The sequence below is a fragment of the Fluviicoccus keumensis genome (assembly GCF_004217445.1).
Classification (GTDB): domain Bacteria; phylum Pseudomonadota; class Gammaproteobacteria; order Pseudomonadales; family Moraxellaceae; genus Fluviicoccus; species Fluviicoccus keumensis.
Genome location: NZ_SHKX01000013.1, coordinates 1 through 18,716, shown reverse-complemented (window position 1 = coordinate 18,716; position 18,716 = coordinate 1). Strand labels below are relative to the sequence as shown.

14 protein-coding genes are annotated in these 18,716 nt (G+C 56.0%); 12 read left to right on the top strand and 2 right to left on the bottom strand.

Features of this window, described 5'->3' with window-relative positions; all coding sequences use genetic code 11:
- Positions 1-47 precede the first annotated feature (47 nt).
- The 10 genes from EV700_RS10980 (at position 48) to EV700_RS10935 (ending at position 14,112) form a co-directional block, all read left to right on the top strand.
- Positions 48-2,186, top strand: a complete 2,139-nt coding sequence (locus EV700_RS10980; protein WP_130413713.1) for a TRAP transporter large permease subunit — start codon at positions 48-50, stop codon at positions 2,184-2,186.
- Positions 2,187-2,296: 110 nt separating this feature from the next.
- A complete protein-coding gene (locus EV700_RS10975; RefSeq protein ID WP_130413711.1) occupies positions 2,297-4,396 on the top strand; it encodes a TRAP transporter large permease subunit in 2,100 nt (699 codons plus the stop codon).
- Between the two features lie 101 nt (positions 4,397-4,497).
- Positions 4,498-6,588, top strand: coding sequence for a TRAP transporter large permease subunit (locus EV700_RS10970; RefSeq protein ID WP_130413709.1), 2,091 nt, complete (start codon positions 4,498-4,500; stop codon positions 6,586-6,588).
- Between the two features lie 105 nt (positions 6,589-6,693).
- Positions 6,694-7,245, top strand: a complete 552-nt coding sequence (gene rrtA, locus EV700_RS10965; protein WP_165391437.1) for a rhombosortase — start codon at positions 6,694-6,696, stop codon at positions 7,243-7,245.
- A gap of 60 nt (positions 7,246-7,305) precedes the next feature.
- Entirely contained in the window at positions 7,306-7,995 is a 690-nt protein-coding gene (locus EV700_RS10960) for an START domain-containing protein (RefSeq protein WP_130413705.1), read from the top strand.
- Positions 7,996-8,079: 84 nt separating this feature from the next.
- The gene (locus tag EV700_RS10955) at positions 8,080-8,751 is read left to right on the top strand and encodes a hypothetical protein (protein ID WP_130413703.1); all 672 of its coding nucleotides are present in this window, start codon (positions 8,080-8,082) and stop codon (positions 8,749-8,751) included.
- Between the two features lie 98 nt (positions 8,752-8,849).
- Complete coding sequence (mtgA, locus tag EV700_RS10950) at positions 8,850-9,542, top strand: monofunctional biosynthetic peptidoglycan transglycosylase (protein ID WP_278044909.1); 693 nt, start codon at positions 8,850-8,852, stop codon at positions 9,540-9,542.
- Positions 9,543-9,603: 61 nt separating this feature from the next.
- Positions 9,604-11,670, top strand: a complete 2,067-nt coding sequence (gene ppk1 / locus EV700_RS10945) for a polyphosphate kinase 1 (protein WP_130413701.1) — start codon at positions 9,604-9,606, stop codon at positions 11,668-11,670.
- A gap of 133 nt (positions 11,671-11,803) precedes the next feature.
- The gene (locus EV700_RS10940) at positions 11,804-12,919 is read left to right on the top strand and encodes a cytochrome-c peroxidase (protein ID WP_165391436.1); all 1,116 of its coding nucleotides are present in this window, start codon (positions 11,804-11,806) and stop codon (positions 12,917-12,919) included.
- 23 nt (positions 12,920-12,942) lie between these two features.
- The gene (locus EV700_RS10935) at positions 12,943-14,112 is read left to right on the top strand and encodes a porin (RefSeq protein WP_130413697.1); all 1,170 of its coding nucleotides are present in this window, start codon (positions 12,943-12,945) and stop codon (positions 14,110-14,112) included.
- On the opposite strand, the gene EV700_RS10930 is transcribed toward EV700_RS10935, so the two are convergent.
- Positions 14,113-14,997, bottom strand: coding sequence for an alpha/beta fold hydrolase (locus EV700_RS10930; protein ID WP_130413695.1), 885 nt, complete (start codon positions 14,995-14,997; stop codon positions 14,113-14,115).
- 13 nt (positions 14,998-15,010) lie between these two features.
- Entirely contained in the window at positions 15,011-16,513 is a 1,503-nt protein-coding gene (gene ppx, locus EV700_RS10925) for an exopolyphosphatase (protein ID WP_130413693.1), read from the bottom strand.
- Between the two features lie 153 nt (positions 16,514-16,666).
- On the opposite strand from ppx, the gene trxA reads away from it, so the two are divergent.
- Both trxA and rho read left to right on the top strand, forming a co-directional pair.
- Positions 16,667-16,996, top strand: a complete 330-nt coding sequence (gene trxA / locus EV700_RS10920; RefSeq protein ID WP_130413691.1) for a thioredoxin TrxA — start codon at positions 16,667-16,669, stop codon at positions 16,994-16,996.
- 185 nt (positions 16,997-17,181) lie between these two features.
- A complete protein-coding gene (rho, locus tag EV700_RS10915) occupies positions 17,182-18,447 on the top strand; it encodes a transcription termination factor Rho (protein WP_130413689.1) in 1,266 nt (421 codons plus the stop codon).
- Positions 18,448-18,716 lie beyond the last annotated feature (269 nt).

The window sequence follows — 18,716 nt, the reverse complement described above, 5'->3', positions numbered from 1 at the left end:
AAGGCGTTCATCCGATCAGGATTTTGAGGACGAGGTAGGGGAAATACATGGCGACAAATCTTCATAAGCCGGCTTTTTTGAATCGCTCATTTATTGAGTGGTTGATCAGCCTGCCGGTATTCATCCTGTTGATCATGACGCTGGTGATTGGCGCCGGTGAAATGGTGCATGGTCAGTTGTTGCGCATGGGAGAAAAACTCTTCGGGGATCCTTCCGTGGGCGTGCAGTACTACATGCTGCGTAATGATCCGGTGAAGCCTGACTGTAACCCCAATCCCGACATTGAAGCGGAAGTGCAGAAAAAGATGGCCGCTTCATCTTCCTCAGGAGCAGGGAGCGATGTTGATGCCTTGTTTGCGGATGATGTGGTCGATCCTGAAGGTATTCGCCAGTCCCTGATCACCGCCAGTAATGAATGCAAGCAGCAGCATGCCGATTATGCCCGTAACAAGAAGATGGTTACGCCCTTCCTGGCGGCATATCGTTCCGTTGAAGCCACCTTTTTCGATATCTTTCACTTTGGGACCGAGAATCGCTCCGTCATCCTGATCATCATGGTTGTGCTGGCCGGTACGCTGACTACCCTCACCCACCATCACATTACCTTGCGGCCGGCCCGTACACGGCTGGACTTCAAGGTCAGCTCCGGCGCCTTGATTGTTGCCAATTCCTTGCTGCTCTGCTCGGTGATTGCCAACTGGCGGCTGGAGCAAAGCACCGGAATTCCTGTTGAGCATCCCAGTATCGATTACCTGTGGGGTGGCTTCTTTACCGCCATGCTGGCGCTGAATATCTGGCAGTTTTTCAAGGTGCCTGAAACGGCTGAGCCGGGTGGCAAATTCAGTACAGCGCTGTTGTCGGTTCCCATTTATGCCTCCATGGGCATGACTGCCGGCACCTTCTTCCTGACGCAGCATCATTACTCTGGTCTGGCCATTTATCTGGGCCAGATGAAGGAGCTTTCCGGCATTTTCCTGAACCTGTCTTTGTATATCTGGTGCGGGATGTTGCTGAAGCAGACACGTGTTGTGGACATGTTCCTGAGCATTCTTCGCCCCTGGAACTTTTCCCCTGAAATCCTGACGTACCTGATCCTGCTGGCAGCAGCCATTCCGACGGCGTATACGGGTGCCTCCGGTATCTTCGTGATTGCAGCCGGTGGTATTGTCTTTCGTGAGGTGCTGAATTCCGGCGCCAGTCGCCAGTATTCGCTGGCTGCTGCGGCAATGTCCGGCTCCATGGGGGTCGTGCTGAGCCCTTGCCTGCTGGTGGTGGTGATCGCGGCTCTGAACAAGGAAGTGACAACCACTCAGTTGTATGGGTGGGGTCAGGATGTCTTCTTCCTGACGTCGACATTGTTCCTGGCCTTCTCGCTGGCCTTCGCCAAGGAGAAGATACGCCTGGCACCTCCGAAGTATGCCATCCCCGGCATGCTTAAGGGCTTCGGCAACGTTTCGCCCTATATTGTCATCACCATCATGGTGATCGGCTTCTACCGCGTCGTGCTGGATACCAAACTCGATGAGTTTACGGCATCCATGATTCTCCCATTCATCCTGATCGCCATTGTGGCCTTTGACAAGATGCGTCGGGAACCCAAGGGTGAGGCCGTAGCGGCCCCGGTTGTAGCCGAACCGGCCGTAATCGAGCCGGGTTCGGATCGTCGTGTCGGATTCGAACAGGCCATTCGCAATGCCACTACAGAAGCGATTGGCCACATTGGTGCACTGATTATCCTGATGGCTCTGTCGCTGTGTGTGGGCGGGATGGTGGAGCGTTCCGGAATCATGGATTACGCGCCCAAGGAATTCTCCAATATCTATATGGCCATGACCTTCTTGGTTGTGACCAAGGTGCTGCTTGGCATGATCATGGATCCGTTCGGGGCCATCATTCTGGTGTCCGGAACCTTGGCGCCGATTGCCTACCACAATGGCATTGACCCGGTTCATTTCTGGATGATGGTGCTGGTGGCTTTTGAACTCGGCTATCTGCTGCCGCCTGTTGCGCTGAACCAGATTCTGACCCGTCAGGTGATTGGTGAGGCGGAAATGGACAAGGCGGATGCCGAGGTGCGCCATCTCGGCTTCTTCCGGCGCTATGAGCGTTGGAATCTGCCTGTGATTGTCATGACGATCGGGATGCTGATCGTTGCTTACGGACCGTTGTTCTTCTACGCCAAGTAAGAGCTATATCTGCCCGCCAGCCGCAGTCAGGTCAACCTGACTGCGGCTGCATTATTTTGGTGAGCGGGCTAAGCAAGAATGAAGAGCATATGCCTGAAGAGGGGCTGTGAATGAACGACAAACCTGTATTTCTGAGCAGATCATCGAATGAATGGCTGTTCAGCCTTCCTGTCTTCTGCTTGCTATTGCTGACGCTGATTATTGGTACGGGAGAAATGATCCACGGCCAGTTATTGCGGGTAGGTGAGCGCATCTTTGGCGATCCGGCAACCGGCGTCCAGTATTTCATGCTGCGGGCGGACCCGACCAAACCGGAATGTAATCCACACCCTGATGTGGACGCAGAGGTTCAAAAACAAGTCAGCGCCAAAACCAATCCCGGAAATGACATTGACTCCCTTTTTGCCGATGAACCGCTGGATCCGGTAGCTGTCCGTGAGTCTGTAATCACTGCAGCTCAGCTGTGTCAGGAAAAGCATAACGGTTATACGGTTGTATCCCAGCACATCACGCCGGCCTTGAAGGCTTATCGTCTTTTTGAAACAGCATTCTTTGCCGTTTTCCGCTTCGGTACCGAAAATCGTTCGGTTATTCTGGTGTTGATGGTGGTGCTGGCAGCTACGCTAACAACTATTTCGCGGCATCATATTACGCTGCGCCCGCCTCACTCCCGATTGGATTACCGGTTCAGTGCTGCCGCACTGGCCATTGCGAACGGCTTCCTGCTGGCATCAACCATTGCCTACATGTCGCTGGAGAGTAGTTCCAATATTCCGGTTGAACACCCCGCCATTGATTATCTCTGGCTGATTTTCTTTGCGGCCATGCTGATCATGAGTGTGGTCCATTTCATCAAACCCCCGCAGGACGCCGTGCCAGGGGGCAAGGTGGCAAAGGCGTTGTTGGCGGTACCGATCTACGCCGTGATGGCCATTATCTGCGGTGTCTTTTTCCTTTCTCGCGGGCATTATGCCGGATTGGCCATTTACCTCGGCAAAATGAACGAGCTGTCGGGTATTTTCCTGAATCTGTCCTTGTATATCTGGTGCGGGATGCTGCTGAAGCAGACCAGGGTTGTTGATATGTTCCTTAACATTCTGCGCCCATGGAATTTTTCTCCTGAAATCCTGACATATTTGATCCTGTTGGCGGCTGCCATCCCTACTGCGTATACGGGCGCCTCGGGTATTTTTGTGATTGCCGCCGGTGGAATCGTATTCCGCGAAGTTCTGGCCTCGGGAGCCAGCCGTCAATACGCCTTGGCGGCGACGGCGATGTCCGGCTCCTTGGGGGTAGTGATTAATCCTTGCTTGCTGGTTGTCGTTATTGCCGCCATGAATAAGGAAGTCACCACCTCTCAACTGTATGGTTGGGGGGATGATGTCTTTTTCCTCACTTCGACGCTGTTTCTGATTGTTTCGTTGCTTGTCGCCAGGACAAAACTGCGCCTGGCTCCCCCGCGAGAGGCAATTCCGGGCATGATGAAGGGATTCGCCAACGTTTCGCCATATATTGTGATCACGATAGGTGTAGTGGCGTTTTACCAGTATCTGCTTAACACCAAGCTGGATGAATTTACGGCCTCCATGATTATGCCGTTCATTATGTTGGCGATTGTGGCGTTTGATAAGCTTCGCCGGGATGCCAAAACATCCGTGAACGTAAATCCCCAGTTGGCCGATGATCGCCGTGTGGGATTCGAGCAGGCGGTACGTTTCGCCACGACCGAAACTATCGGGCACATGGGAGCGCTTATCATCCTGATGGGACTCTCCCTCTGTGTCGGCGGCATGGTGGAGCGCTCCGAAATCATGGATTACGCCCCCAAGGAATTCTCGAGCATCTGGATGGCCATGACTTTCCTTGTGATTACCAAAGTGCTCTTGGGGATGATCATGGATCCGTTTGGCGCCGTCATTCTGGTGTCGGGCACGCTGGCTCCCATCGCATATCACAACGGCATTCATCCGGCGCATTTCTGGATGATGGTGCTGGTGGCATTTGAGTTGGGCTATCTGCTGCCGCCGGTCGCATTGAATCAGATTCTCACCAGACAAGTGATGGGTGAGGCTGAAATGGAGAAGGCTGATGCTGAAGTAAGGGGAGAAGGGTTTTTCCGGCGCTATGAGCGTTGGAACCTGCCCGTGATTGTCATGACAATTGGCATGTTGATTGTGGCGTACGGTCCGTTATTCTTCTACAGCAAATAACCATCGTGATTTATCCGGGGCAGGGCAGGAGCCTTGCCCCGGCTTCAGCATGAAAGTCGGAGGTCTAGTAATGAAAGGGCAGATAACGGGCGGAGATATCCATGAACAATAAACCCTTTTTCCTGAACCGGTCATTACATGAGTGGTTGTTCAGCCTGCCGATATTTTGTTTATTGCTGCTGACCCTGATTATCGGCACCGGTGAAATGATTCACGGGCAGTTGCTTCGTGGCGGTGAAAAACTCTTTGGCGACCCGAATACCGGCGTGCAGTATTTCATGTTGCGGGCGGACCCGACCAAACCGGATTGTAATCCTGATCCGGATGTGGACGCCGAGGTTCAAAAGCAGCTTGCGGAACGCGCAAACCCCGAGAATGCCATTGACTCCCTGTTTGCGGATGAGCCGGTGGATCCTGATGCGATCCGGCAATCCGTGGTTACGGCCAGTCATCTTTGTCAGGACAAAATGAAGGGCTATGTGGCGATTTCCAAGCAAATCACCCCGGCCGTCAAGGCCTATCGGACATTCGAAACGGCTTTCTTTACGATATTCCGTTTTGGTACCGAAAACCGTTCCGTCATTCTCATCCTGATGGTGGTGATCGCGGCTACCCTGACAACCATGGGTGCGCACCATATTTCCTTGCGCCCACCAACCACCAAGGTGGATTTCAAGGTTTATTCGGTCGCCATGGTTGTGGCTAATCTGCTGTTGCTGGCGTCGACCATCGCCTACTGGAAATTGCAGGTCGACTCCGGCATCCCGATTGACCACCCCATTGTCAATTATCTGTGGACGGGTTTCTTTGCCATCCTGACGCTGATCAGCTTCAAGCAACTGATCAAGCCGCCCGCGAATGCGGTTGAAGGCGGCTCCTTTGGCATGGCGTTGTTATCCATTCCCTTGTACGCGTTCATGGCGCTGAATGCCGGTCTGACCTTCCTGAGCCAGAAACACTACTCCGGCTTGGCTATCTATCTGGGGCAGATGGTTGAACTGTCCGGTGTGTTCCTCAATCTTTCCCTGTACCTCTGGGCCGGGATGTTGTTGAAACAAACCCGCGTCGTCGACCTGTTCCTGAATATTGTTCGTCCGTGGGGCTTCTCGCCGGAAGTGTTGACCTACATTATTCTGGTGGCCGCAGCGGTTCCAACGGCCTATACCGGAGCCTCCGGTATTTTTGTGATTGCCGCCGGTGCAGTGATTTACCGTGAAATTCTCAACTCGGGCGCCCGCCGTCAATATGCCCTGGCCGCCACGGCCATGTCCGGTTCTTTGGGCGTTGTGCTGAGCCCTTGCCTGTTGGTGGTCGTTATTGCCGCCCTGAACAAGCAGGTTACGACGTCTCAGTTGTACGGTTGGGGGGCATACGTTTTCTTGCTGAGCTCCACCCTGTTCCTCGTGGCATCATTGATTCTGGCGAAAGAAAAGTTCAAGTTGACACGACCCTCGATTGCTCTCCCGCAATCAGCCCGCGCATTTGTGCCGGTCTCACCCTATATTGTCATCACTATTCTGGTAGTGGGTACCTACGCATACATTCTCAATACCAAGCTTGATGAGTTTACGGCGCCGATGATTCTGCCATTCATCATGCTGGCTGTGGTCTGGTTTGATAAGGTGCGCCGCGAGCCGGTGGCGGTGGTCTCACCCGAGAATGGCGAGCGTCGCCACGGTTTCGAAGCGGCCGTGCGAGAAGCGACGAATGACACCATCGGTCATATTGGCGCCTTGATCATGCTGATGGCGTTGTCTGTCAGTATTGGCGGGGTGATCGAGCGTTCCGGCGTCATGGATGCCGTTCCGGCCTCGTTCGGCAATATCTGGCTGGCTGTTTCGTTGTTGCTGGGGCTGCTGGTGTTTATCGGCATGGTGATGGATCCGTTCGGGGCCGTTATCCTGGTATCCGCGACGATTGCGCCGATCGCCTACAATAACGGGATCCAGCCGGTTCACTTCTGGATGATCGTGCTGACCGCGTTTGAACTGGGATACTTGTCGCCGCCCGTGGCGTTGAATCAGTTGCTGACGCGCCAAGTGGTTGGAGAGCCGGAAATGGATGCCGCAGATGCGGAGGTCAGCCATCTCAGCTTCTATTACAAGTACGAGCGGTGGATATTGCCTTGCATCGTGATGGCTACCGCGCTGTTACTGGTCGCGTTTGTTCCCTTGTTCTTCTATGCAAAATGAGAAATGAGTCCATAAAGAGCCGACCTTGTGTCGGCTTTTTATTGGAGGCGGGTAACGATGCTGCGTGATCACAAACCCAAATGGGCGTTAGCAGGATTGGTTGTCATGATGTTCGCCATGCAAGCGCATGGCCTGGCGCACTGGAGCTGGTCCCGCCCGGAGATTGCGGCGGGTGAGTGGTGGCGGTGGTTCACGGGTCATTATGTGCACTTGGGCCTACGGCATCTGTTGATCAATGTTCTCGGGTTGCTGGTCCTCACGAAGCTGTTTGAGGGCGTCCTGCATCCGCGTCACTGGGTATGCTTGCTGGTGCTCTTGCCGATGATGATCAGCAGTGCGTTCTGGTGGAGGTTGCCAGGGTTGTCCACTTATGTCGGTTTGTCGGGAGTGCTGCACGGCGCTTACGTTTCCGGAGCGATCCTGATGGCTGCAGGGCGCACGGAGCGATGGACGGGGCTGTTGCTGCTGGGACTGGGGCTCGCGAAGTTGGGTACAGAAGGCATTTCCGGGGAGTCAGCCGCGACTGGCGTCTGGATCGGCGGGCCGGTGCTGATGGAGTCCCACCAGTTGGGAGCCTTGGCAGGAGGGGGTCTTGCCCTGTTCTGGCTGCTGTTTGGCCTGACAAGAGCCCGGCAGGCTACAAAACTGGTACCATAATGCCAGTAGAAAGCATGCCCCTCTGGCCGGATTCGATTATTATCGCCGGTGCCTGATATTGTGACCGAAAACATGCTTCTTTTTGCCCGACTTCTCGTCCTCGTATCCCTCTTTTCCGGTGCGGCCTTCGCGTACGATCCGCCCGCCGAAGATTCCCGTCTGGTGCTTGACCGCCAAGGCGTGCGGATCTGGTCCTATCAGGTTCCGAACAGTCCGCTCTACGGGTTCAAGGCAGTTAGCACCGTCAAAAGCTCGCTGTCAGGCTTGGTTGCGCTCATTGCCGATACGGAAAATGCCCGCAAATGGATCTACCGGACCAAGTCCGTTGAGCCTCTGGAGCGCAACGATGCGGATCTTTCGTTTTCGGTGCGGGTAATTACCGACTTTCCTTGGCCGTTCCGGGATCGGGAGGCGGTGGTCTCTGGGCATATTGTTCAGGATCCGCAGACGCTGAAGGTGCGGATTGACAGCAACAGCATCAATACCCAGCCGCCCCGCGCCTGTTGTGTGCGCATGCCCATGGTTGAGGGTTCCTGGATTTTCCGGCCGATCGGTAATGGCATGGTTGAAATAACCATGACCGGTCATGCAGACCCTGGCGGTTATATCCCTGCCAGTGCCGTTAACCTGTTGATTCAGGAGTATCCCTATAACACGCTGAAAGGCCTGCGCAAGCTGATTGGGGATGACCGCTATCAGAAGTCGCACTTCCCCAACATTCACGAGCCGACCGCCACGCACGGCCCGTGATCATAATTTGTCAGTTGCGGGGCTTCCTGTTAAATTCGGGCTCTAGGTTTTTCCAGAACAATAATCAGAGAACGAGCCGGAATCATGTGGATTTCACGGGGAGCCGCTGTATTTCTGCAGCTGGCAGTCTTGCTGCTGCAAGCTGGTCTTACGTATGCCGGCAACCTGCCCGAACGCCCCCGTCTTGAAGATTACCGCGAATACACCCATTTCCTGCAGGCGATGACCGCCTATCGCAAAGCGATCCGCAATACCGTGATCCAGCCCCCGCTGACCATGACCGGTCAGGCGACAGCCTCTCCGACGTTGCAGGAACTTTCTTCGTCGTCTTCTGAAATGAACGATCCTTTGTCTGAAAGCTATCCCGCGCCGTTGAACATCACCGGACCCGAGGATTTGGCCGAGGCCGTTGAGAAGGCCAAATCCTTTATTCATCCCCGATATACCGCCAAGCTGCGTTATCACCGGACGACATCGTTCAGCTTTCCGCTTGCAAATGCCGGGAATGAACTGTTGGAAAAGTCAGCAGTTGGCACTTTGTGGCTCGATGCCGCGGGTTTTTCGGATGCGAGCCTTTTGGATAACCTGCTGTATGGTGATGAAATGCTGTCGGCGGAACGTGCAGGCACCAGCCATGAGCGTTGGAGCGATCTGGCGACCTTGGCCGTGCCTGATGATTTCTCGATGCTGTCGGGATCTGCTGCATTTATGCACCCCGGTACAGCGGATGTCATGATTGAAAGTGTCAGCCGCTGAGAAGTTCGGCTCCCAGGTTGACTGACGCTGTCACTGCAGTCTCCGTGCGCCCTGTGTCGGCTTTCTCTTTATTCGTATTTCGGCCCTGAGGTGAACTGGTGAGTGGACGCACCCTGACGTTGCGAATCCTGCTGGCGATTGCCGGTTTTGTGATGCTTTACCAATTATGGTTGTTGGGCCATGTCTGGTGGTGGGTGGATCATAATCCGGAAAGCAGTGCGTTCATGGAGGAAAGGCTGGAGGTCCTGCAGCAGGATAACCCGGATGCGGAGTTGCGCCATCGCTGGGTAGCCTACAACCAGATTTCCCCGAACCTGAAGCGGGCGCTGATTGTTTCCGAGGATGCCAAATTCCTGGATCACGATGGCTTTGATTGGGAGGGCATCCAGACGGCTTGGGAAAAAAACCTCAAGAAGGGCAAGATCGTCGCCGGCGGTTCAACCATTTCCCAGCAACTGGCCAAGAACCTGTTTCTGTCGGGCAAGCGGACGCCCTGGCGCAAAATGGAGGAGGCGCTAATCACCGTCATGATGGAACAGATGATGAGCAAGCGCCGTATCTTCGAAATTTATCTGAATGTCATTGAGTGGGGAAACGGCGTGTTTGGCGCCGAGGCGGCCTCCCGCCATTATTTCCGGAAGTCCGTACGTAACCTGAGTGTGGATGAAGCGGCCCGTTTGGCCGCCATGGTGCCCAACCCCCGCTATTTTGATGACCATCGTCAGGACCGCAAGCTGCTGCGCAAGGCCCGTATCATCCAGCGGCGCATGTATTATGCGGAATATCCCTGATGTTCACATGCCGGTCATCTGGCAGGCGTATACTGGAAAGAGACATTAGCGGACATTGATCATGATCCAGGAAAATATCGTGGACCTTAACCAGCCCGATTTATACATCAATCGTGAAATCAGCATTCTGGACTTCAACCTGCGGGTGCTGGAGCAGGCGGTTGACCCCTTGCATCCGCTGCTGGAGCGACTGAACTTTCTGCTGATTTTCAGTCGGAATCTGGATGAATTCTTTGAAATCCGCGTCGCCGGTCTTTTGCAGCAATTATCCTGGGAGCGGGCGGTGGGACCGGACGGTATGCGCGCCCAGGAGGTCCTCGAGCGAATATCGGTCGTTTGTCATGCGGCTGTCGAGCGGCAATACCGTATCCTGAATGAGGATTTGCTGCCGGCGCTGGCGGCTGAAAATATTCGTTTTTTGAAGCGCGACGAGCTGACTGCCCCGCAGTCCGCCTGGGTCAAACAGTATTTCCGTGAGCAGGTCCTGCCGGTGTTGACGCCGATCGGGCTGGATCCGGCGCATCCGTTTCCCCGGTTGGTTAACAAAAGCCTGAACTTCATTGTTTCGCTCGAAGGCAAGGATGCCTTCGGACGGCAGATGTCCCTGGCCGTGGTGCCGGCGCCGCGCTCGCTGCCGCGTGTGGTGCGTCTGCCGGATGAGTTGACCGGGCAGGGTGATCATCATGTGATGTTGTCGGCCATTATCCACGAGCATGTCAGCGAGTTATTCCCCGGCATGACCGCGACCGGCTGTTATCAGTTCAGGGTGACCCGTAATGCCGACCTGACGCTGGATGAAGATGTGGATGATATTGCGTCGGCCTTGAAGGGCGAGCTTTTTTCCCGGCGATTCGGGGAGGCTGTGCGGCTCGAGGTGGCGGACAACTGTCCGCGGCACATCATTGATTATCTGTTGAAAAAGTTCGATCTACGCGAGTATTCGCTGTATCAGGTCAACGGCCCGGTCAATCTGGCGCGCCTGTTGTCCGATTTCAATCGTCCGCGTCTGCGCTATACGCCGTTCACGCCGACGTTGCCGGCGATCCTGCAAAAAACGGAAAGTATGTTCGATGCGCTGCGCGTACAGGATATCCTGCTGCATCATCCCTTCGAGTCGTTCGCCCCGGTCATTAATTTGCTGCGAGAGTCGGCGCGTGATCCGCAGGTGCTGGCGATCAAGCAGACGCTGTACCGAACCGGCGCAGACTCCGAGATTGTGAATGTGCTGGCCGAGGCCGCCCGTAACGGCAAGGAAGTCACGGCAGTCATTGAGTTGCGCGCGCGTTTCGACGAAGAGTCCAACATTGCGGTGGCCAACAAGTTGCAGGAGGCCGGTGCAATCGTGGTTTACGGCATTGTCGGTTATAAAACGCACGCCAAGATGATTCTGGTGGTTCGGCGTGAAGAAAATCGCCTTGTGCGCTATGTGCATCTGGGTACCGGCAATTACCATGCCGGGACGGCGCGGGTTTACACCGATTACGGCTTGCTCAGCGCAAACCCTGAGTTGAGCGAGGATGTGCACAAGATATTCCATGAGCTCACCGGCATGGGAAAGGCGGCCAAGCTTAAGAAACTGCTGCATGCGCCGTTTACCCTGCATTCAACACTGTTGACGCTGATTGAACAGGAAATCCTGCATGCGCAGGCGGGGAAAACCGCTCATATCATCATCAAGGTCAACGCCATTACCGAAAAGCAGTTGCTGCAGGCGCTTTTCCGGGCGGCGATGGCGGGCGTCAAGGTGGATCTGATCGTTCGTTCGATCTGCTGCCTGCGTCCCGGCATTGCCGGTATTTCCGAGAATATTCATGTGCGTTCGATTGTCGGGCGTTTCCTGGAGCATACCCGTGTTTATTATTTCGCCAATGATGGCGATGCCAAGGTGTATTGCGCCAGCGCCGACTGGATGGATCGGAATCTGTTCTCGCGGGTTGAAGTCTGCTTCCCGATTGATGATCCGGTCTTGAAGAAGCGGATTCTCAAGGATGGACTTCTGAACTACCTGCAGGACAACCAGCTGGCTTGGCAATTGTTGCCTGATGGCCGCTGGGAGCGCATTCAGGCACAGGACAAATTGCCGCATATGGCCCAGAGCATCCTGCTGGAAAAATTGGCCAAGACCTGAGCGGTTTTGAGGGGAAACCACAAAGGTGCCGAAGGCGCCTTTGTTATTTGCGGGGGATTTGTAGGGAGATTGTTTGCTAATCTAAATGATAACGTTTATCATTGGCTTTAATGGGTTGGCTGATGAGTGCGTCATGCGTCTTTCTGTATTGTTGGCGGTGCCATGGATTCTGGTGATCACCGCCTGCGTTCCTGATCAGGAACCTGCCGTCAAGGCCGAGCCGGTGGCCAGTGTCGCCATGACGGACTTGGGCAACGCCCTGTTTCACGATGTGACGTTGTCCAGCGAGGGAAACCAGGCTTGCGCCACCTGCCATGACAGTGCGCATGGCTTTGCTGATCCTGATGCCTCCCTGCCAGTCTCAAAAGGATCGTTGGCTGGCCGGTTCGGCCGTCGAAATACGCCTTCGATCGCTTATGCTTCCCTGATTCCGCCCTTGCACGCGGAAATGGAAGAGGGGGAAGTATTGTGGGTTGGCGGACTGTTTCTGGATGGCCGCGCCGACTCCCTGGAGGAGCAGGCGACCAAGCCCTTCTTTGAAGCCAATGAAATGAACCTCGCCGATGCTCCGGCGCTGCGCGCGAAGCTGCGCGCCAGTCCTAACGCCGCGATGTTCCGGACGGTGTTCGGCCCCGGGGCGCTGGATGATGCGGAGGCGGCGGAGTTTCTGCCCCGAGTCGGCGAAGCCATTGCGGCGTTTGAACGTTCCAGCGCCTTTCACGCGTTTTCTTCCAAATTTGATGCATATCGTCAGGGCAGGGCGCAACTTTCATCCCAGGAGCTGGAAGGGCTGAGTCTTTTTGTCCGTCAGGACAAAGGGAACTGTGCCGCCTGCCATACGCTCACGGCGGGTCCTAACGGCGAGCCGCCGGCCTTGACGGACTTCACCTACGACAATCTTGGCGTACCCGCGAATACCGCGATTGCCATACCCGATATTGAGGGATTGGCCGCGACCCCGCGTACCGGAGGCAGTCCTGCCCTTCGCGGCAAATTCCGGGTGCCGACCCTGCGCAATGTCGCGATCACCGCCCCCTATATGCATAACGGCGTCTTCAGGGATCTGCGTACGGTTCTGGAGTTCTATAACACCCGGGATACGGATCCATCCCGTTGGCAGGCAATCGGCGCCACCGAAGTTCCTGACACCGTCAACCGGAGCGAGTTGGGCGATCTGCGCCTCAACGACCGGGAGCTGAGCGCCCTGGAGGCCTTCCTGCGAACGCTTACCGATGGTTATACCCCCTGATTTCAGTCTCTGGAGTTAATGAAATGATGCGTTTCCCTCGCTCGTTGTTGCCCTTGGCGGCCGCCATGATGATCACTCCAGTCCACGCTGACGATACAGGTCTGGATGGTCTGCGCGCGGAACTGGCGCGCCAGAAAAGCCTGATCGCCGCTCAGCAACAACAACTGGATGCCTTGGCCGGAAGTCTGGAAAAGCAGCAGGCGCCGTCAGCCAGCGCCACGCATGTCGGCTTCTATGGCGAAGTGCACTACAACGCTTTCCGTGAAGAAGATCCGGTGATTGGCAAGAGTAACTTTCATGCACACCGAGCGGTCATCCTGCTTAGCCATGAGTTTGCCGATAACCTGCATTTCTACAGCGAAGTCGAGTTCGAAGGGGCTCCGGACTCCTCGGATATCGAAACGGAGCTTGAGCAGCTGTTTATTGACTGGAAGATCAATCCCGCGCTTTCCCTCAACATCGGGCAGTTCCTGTTGCCGGTAGGTTTGATGAATGAGAGCCATGAACCGAATGTGTTCTACGGTGTCGAGCGCAATCCGGTGGAGGAAAAGATCATTCCGGCCACGTGGTGGGAAAAAGGCGTCATGGCGCGCTTCCTGCCGGCTGACGGTGTGGCTGTCGACCTTGCCGTGCATAACGGTTTGCGGGGTGATGTCGCGGGATTGGGCGGCGCTGACGGCCTGCGTGAATTCCGTCAGGAGTTTGGCGGTTCCCGGGCCCAGGACATGGGTTACACCTTGCGTGTGAAGTACCAGCGCATCCAGGGTCTGGAGCTGGGCGCCACGATCCAGCGCCAGGACAACATCAATGACCGCGCCACGGCAACCGACCATGCCCCCGCTACCTTGCTGGAAGCACATGCCGACTGGCAGGTCAGTGATTTCCGGCTGCGCGCCTTGCTGGCTCGCTGGGCCATCGACGGGAATATGGCCAAAGCCCTGGGGGCGGACCGGATGGAGGGGGGCTATCTTGAACCGTCATGGAAAGTGACCGCTCAGACCGGCGTTTTTGCCCGCTATAACCGCTGGAACACCGCTGCGAACGCCATCGGGCAAAAGGATGAGGCGCAGGTGAATGTGGGGCTGAACTACTGGGTGCATCCGCAAGTCGTGCTGAAGGCCGATATCCAGAGCACCAATCGTCCCGGCGGGCAGGGCGACGGCTTCAATCTGGGCGCCGGCCTCAGCTTCTGATCAGGCCAGCACATCATTGAGAATGGCGGCCACTTGCTCCGGAACTTCCAGTTGCGGGTAGTGGCCGACACCCTCCAGCCAGATCAGTTCCGCGCCGGGGACTTCCCCGGCCACCGTCTCGGCGATGGCGGCAACCGCGACCGGATCTTCCTTGCCCCAGAGTACGGTCGTTGGAATGTCCAACCTTGTCAACGGTTCAATCCAGCGCTCCCGGAAGCGCACACGCTCCCGGATGTAATTGATGATCTTGGCCAGGCGATGCTTGCCATCGCCGTAAACCATCAACGCCCACATGGCATCCAGTTCCTCGTCCGGCAGCTCCTTGCCAAGAATCTTCTGCAACTGCAACCGGAAAATGGTGCGCGACGAAACCTGGGCAAACAAGGGGCCGGCCGGGGTCAGCAGCACTTTCTGTGACGGCGTCAGATGCGCCATATCGATGTGGATACTGCTGTTCATCAGAACCAGCGACGGGGTTTCAAAAGCCAGCAGCCCCCGCTCGCGTCGGGCCATCAGCTCGCACAAGACACTTGCGCCCATGTCATGCGCCACCAGTCGTGCCTCGCGAACTCCCAAACTGGCCAGCAGCATCTGCACGATATCCGCTTGTTCCATCAGCGAGTAGCTATAACCCGCCGGCTTTGCCGAAAGGCCATAGCCCGGAAAGTCGAAGGTGATGACGCGTTGACCGGGATTATCGAGCAGCGGTAAAACCCGATGCCAGTCATAGCTGCTGGATGGAAATCCATGCAGGAATACCACCGCTTTGGGCAGGCGAGGGCCTGTATCCCGGTAAAAAATTTCCATGCCGGCCAATTGGCAGGTATGGCCGCGTTGTTGCCAGGCCTGCACATTCAAGGGCAGCGGAGTAGGAGACGAGAACATGTTGATTCCAGTTTCAGTGAATATGCAATTCGATGCCCCAATGCCTTAGCTGTTCGGTTTCGCCCGCCAGGTCGGCAACGGTCAAGGGGTGCGTCTGTAGCCAATCGGTCGGAAACTCCAGCGCGAAATGTATGCCGTCGCTTTCCAGGGTAATGGCGGGCAGCGGGTCGCGGCTGCGGCTGTGATGCAGCAGTGCCGATAGCCTTAACAACACGCAGACATAGAGCAGCGACAGGGAACCGCTGCGAATCAGCAGCATTTTCTGTTCTTCGCGAATTTTTCGCCGGTGATTGCCGACCACCAGCGCCAGCTTCTCCTGATCGACTTGCGAGAAGCCGGGAACGTCGGAGTATTGCAGCAAGTAAGCGCTATGTTTATGGAAGCTGCTGTGCGAAATGGCCAGACCGATTTCATGCAGCAGGCTGGCGCGCCGCAGCAGGTCACGATCCTCATCGTCAAGGCGCAGTGCGGGGGCGACTTGATCGAACAGTCGTTCGGCCGTAGCAGTCACGCGCTCGGCCTGGGCAGCATCGACGTGATAGCGGCGCATCATGGCCTGGGCGCTGCGGTCGCGGATATCTTCGTGGCGTATCCGGCCCAGCATGTCGTAGAGGACGCCTTCGCGCAGGGCGCCGTCGGAGTAGCCCATTTCCGCCAGATCCAGTTCGTCAAAAATACCCTGGAGGATGGCATAACCGGCTGGCAGGATCGCGCGGCGGTCTTCCTTGAGGCCGGGAATATCCAGTTCACTGACGTGTTTGCAGGCCAGTAACCGCTCTCGCACCTTGGCCAGGCCTTCGTGGCTGATGCCGCCGGAAGCGGAGGCCCAGCCGTTCTGCAGCAGGATTTGCCGTGCGGCCTTGATGGTGCCGCTGGAGCCGATGACGGAGTCCCAGCCCATGTCCCGGTACGATTCGGCAATCGCCATGACCTCCTGACGCGCCGACATGATCGCGCGATCCAGTGACTTGGCGTGGATCTGGCCATCAGCAAAAAAGCGCTGGGTGTATGCCACACAGCCCATTTGCAAAGATTCGGTCAGCAAAGGCTCAAAATTCTCGCCGATAATGAATTCGGTGGAGCCGCCGCCAATATCGACGACCAGTTGTCGCCCTTCCGTCACCATCGTTTGGGAGACGCCCAGATAAATCAAGCGGGCTTCTTCGCGGCCGGCGATGATTTCAATCCGCTGCCGCAAAATCTGCTCAGCCTGATCCATCAGATGCTGGGCGTTATTGGCCTGTCGCAGCGCATTCGTCGCCACAATACGCAGGCGCTTGGCTGGAATCGCTTGCAGGCGCTGGGCGAATCGCGCCAGACAGGCCAGCGCGCGTTCCTGGGAGCCGCGGGTCAAATTGTTATGCTCATCCAGCCCCGCCGCCAGCTGTACCTTCTCGGAAAGGCTGTCGATGCGTCGGACTTCTCCATGGTCGAGACGGGCAATAGCCAGGTGAAAACTGTTCGAGCCGAGGTCGATGGCGGCAACGAGATGGTCGTCAGAGTGGTGACGGTTCATGATGATCCTTTCGATAGCATTGCCGCGGCATCACGGCGGCATTGGCGTTAATGTCTGTGCATGGTGGTGGTATAACAGCTTTACCCACCGGAAAAAAGCCCGGAAAGCATGCTATCATCTGGCCCGATCGTCTTTTAATTCCCGGAGAAGTTCATGGGTAGCCCGCTGATTATCAACACCACCGATGGCCAGTTCGAGGCCGATGTCATCCAGTCCGATACCCCGGTTCTGGTTGATTACTGGGCCCCTTGGTGCGGCCCCTGCAAGATGATTGCACCCATTCTGGATGAAATCGCCGCCGAGTATGATGGCAAGGTCAAGATCGTCAAGGTGAACGTGGATGATAACCAGGCGACTGCCGCCAAGTACGGTGTTCGCGGCATCCCGACCCTCACCTTGTTCAAGAACGGCCAGATTGCCGCAACAAAAGTCGGCGCGCTGGCGAAATCGCAATTGACAGCCTTCCTCGATTCCAATATATAATTGGCCATTGGTCGCGGCGGGTTACCTGCCTGCCGCGTCTGTCGTCCGACGCAAGCCACCGCATCAGGCATATCACTCCCATAATCTGCCTGAACCGCAACTGAAAGTTCCCGCATTATCTACACTTTGGTTGACGACGACGGTACGCGCGCGTTATTGCTATCCCCTTCTTTTGCAGCACCTCTATGAACCTTACCGAACTCAAAAAGAAACCGATCGCCGAACTGGTCAACATTGCTGAGCAAATGGGCCTGGAAAACATGGCCCGTAATCGCAAGCAGGACATCATCTTTGCGATTCTCAAACGCCACGCCATGAATGGCGAGGAAATCTTCGGCGACGGCGTGCTGGAAATACTGAGTGACGGATTTGGCTTCCTGCGGTCATCGGAAGGCTCCTATTTGGCAGGCCCGGATGACATTTACGTCAGCCCGTCCCAGATTCGCCGCTTCAATCTGCGTACTGGCGATACCATTGCGGGCACCATTCGGCCTCCCAAGGAAGGCGAGCGCTATTTCGCATTGCTGAAGGTCAATCATATTAACTATGACTCTCCCGAAAGCGCCCGCAATAAGATCCTTTTCGAAAACCTGACGCCGTTGTTCCCGACATCCCGCATGGTGATGGAGTTGGGTAACGGTTCAACGGAAGACCTCACCGGGCGTACGATCGACTTGATCTCGCCGATTGGCAAGGGGCAGCGCTCCCTGATCGTCGCGCCGCCGAAGGCCGGCAAGACGATGTTGCTGCAGAACATTGCCCATTCGATCACGCGCAACAATCCCGAGGCGCATCTGATTGTGCTGCTGATTGATGAGCGCCCGGAAGAAGTCACGGAAATGCAGCGTACGGTTCGGGGCGAGGTGGTGGCTTCCACGTTCGATGAGCCGCCGGCCCGCCACGTCCAGGTCGCTGAAATGGTTATCGAGAAAGCCAAGCGTCTGGTTGAGCACAAAAAGGACGTCATTATCCTTCTGGATTCCATTACGCGTTTGGCGCGTGCTTACAACACGGTTATTCCCAGTTCCGGCAAGGTGCTGACCGGCGGCGTAGATGCGCATGCCTTGGAGCGCCCAAAGCGCTTCTTCGGCGCTGCCCGCAATATTGAGGAAGGCGGTTCCCTGACGATCATCGCGACGGCGCTCATCGAAACGGGTTCGAAAATGGATGAAGTGATCTTTGAGGAATTCAAGGGCACGGGTAACCAGGAAATCAACTTGGAGCGGAAGATTGCTGAAAAGCGCGTTTTCCCGGCCATCAACATCAAGAAGTCAGGTACTCGTCGTGAAGAGCGCTTGATGAGTGATGATGAGTTGAAGCGTGTCTGGATCCTCCGCAAGATCCTGCACCCCATGGATGAGATTGCGGCGATCGAGTTTCTGCTGGACCGCATGAAGGATACCAAGACGAACGATGAGTTCTTTGAGGCCATGAAGCGGAAGACGCAGTAAGGTCTGTCGGGCTCCGAAAACTGTTTGATTGGCTTTCGGAGCAAAACTTGAGCGTTCGGCGGCCGGGCTTGTGAAATGCGTTGACAGGATATTCTGGGGGCCTATAATGCGCCCCACGCTGACGCGCTGCTGGCTGAATAGGCCTAGCAAAAACAACAACTTGCTTGAGTGTGGGTGTTGTTTTCGGGTCTTGAGGTTCTGGTTCGTTACGAACGAACAAGAGGCTTGACACGGTGCGAAGATGCAGTAGAATGCGCGGCCTGCTGTCA

Coding starts and splice junctions, on each gene's coding strand:
- EV700_RS10980 (WP_130413713.1), top strand. CDS start 48: ATGGCGACAAATCTTCATAAGCCGGCTTTTTTGAATCGCTCATTTATT.
- EV700_RS10975 (WP_130413711.1), top strand. CDS start 2,297: ATGAACGACAAACCTGTATTTCTGAGCAGATCATCGAATGAATGGCTG.
- EV700_RS10970 (WP_130413709.1), top strand. CDS start 4,498: ATGAACAATAAACCCTTTTTCCTGAACCGGTCATTACATGAGTGGTTG.
- rrtA (WP_165391437.1), top strand. CDS start 6,694: ATGATGTTCGCCATGCAAGCGCATGGCCTGGCGCACTGGAGCTGGTCC.
- EV700_RS10955 (WP_130413703.1), top strand. CDS start 8,080: ATGTGGATTTCACGGGGAGCCGCTGTATTTCTGCAGCTGGCAGTCTTG.
- ppk1 (WP_130413701.1), top strand. CDS start 9,604: ATGATCCAGGAAAATATCGTGGACCTTAACCAGCCCGATTTATACATC.
- EV700_RS10940 (WP_165391436.1), top strand. CDS start 11,804: ATGCGTCTTTCTGTATTGTTGGCGGTGCCATGGATTCTGGTGATCACC.
- EV700_RS10935 (WP_130413697.1), top strand. CDS start 12,943: ATGATGCGTTTCCCTCGCTCGTTGTTGCCCTTGGCGGCCGCCATGATG.
- EV700_RS10930 (WP_130413695.1), bottom strand. CDS start 14,997: ATGTTCTCGTCTCCTACTCCGCTGCCCTTGAATGTGCAGGCCTGGCAA.
- ppx (WP_130413693.1), bottom strand. CDS start 16,513: ATGAACCGTCACCACTCTGACGACCATCTCGTTGCCGCCATCGACCTC.
- trxA (WP_130413691.1), top strand. CDS start 16,667: ATGGGTAGCCCGCTGATTATCAACACCACCGATGGCCAGTTCGAGGCC.
- rho (WP_130413689.1), top strand. CDS start 17,182: ATGAACCTTACCGAACTCAAAAAGAAACCGATCGCCGAACTGGTCAAC.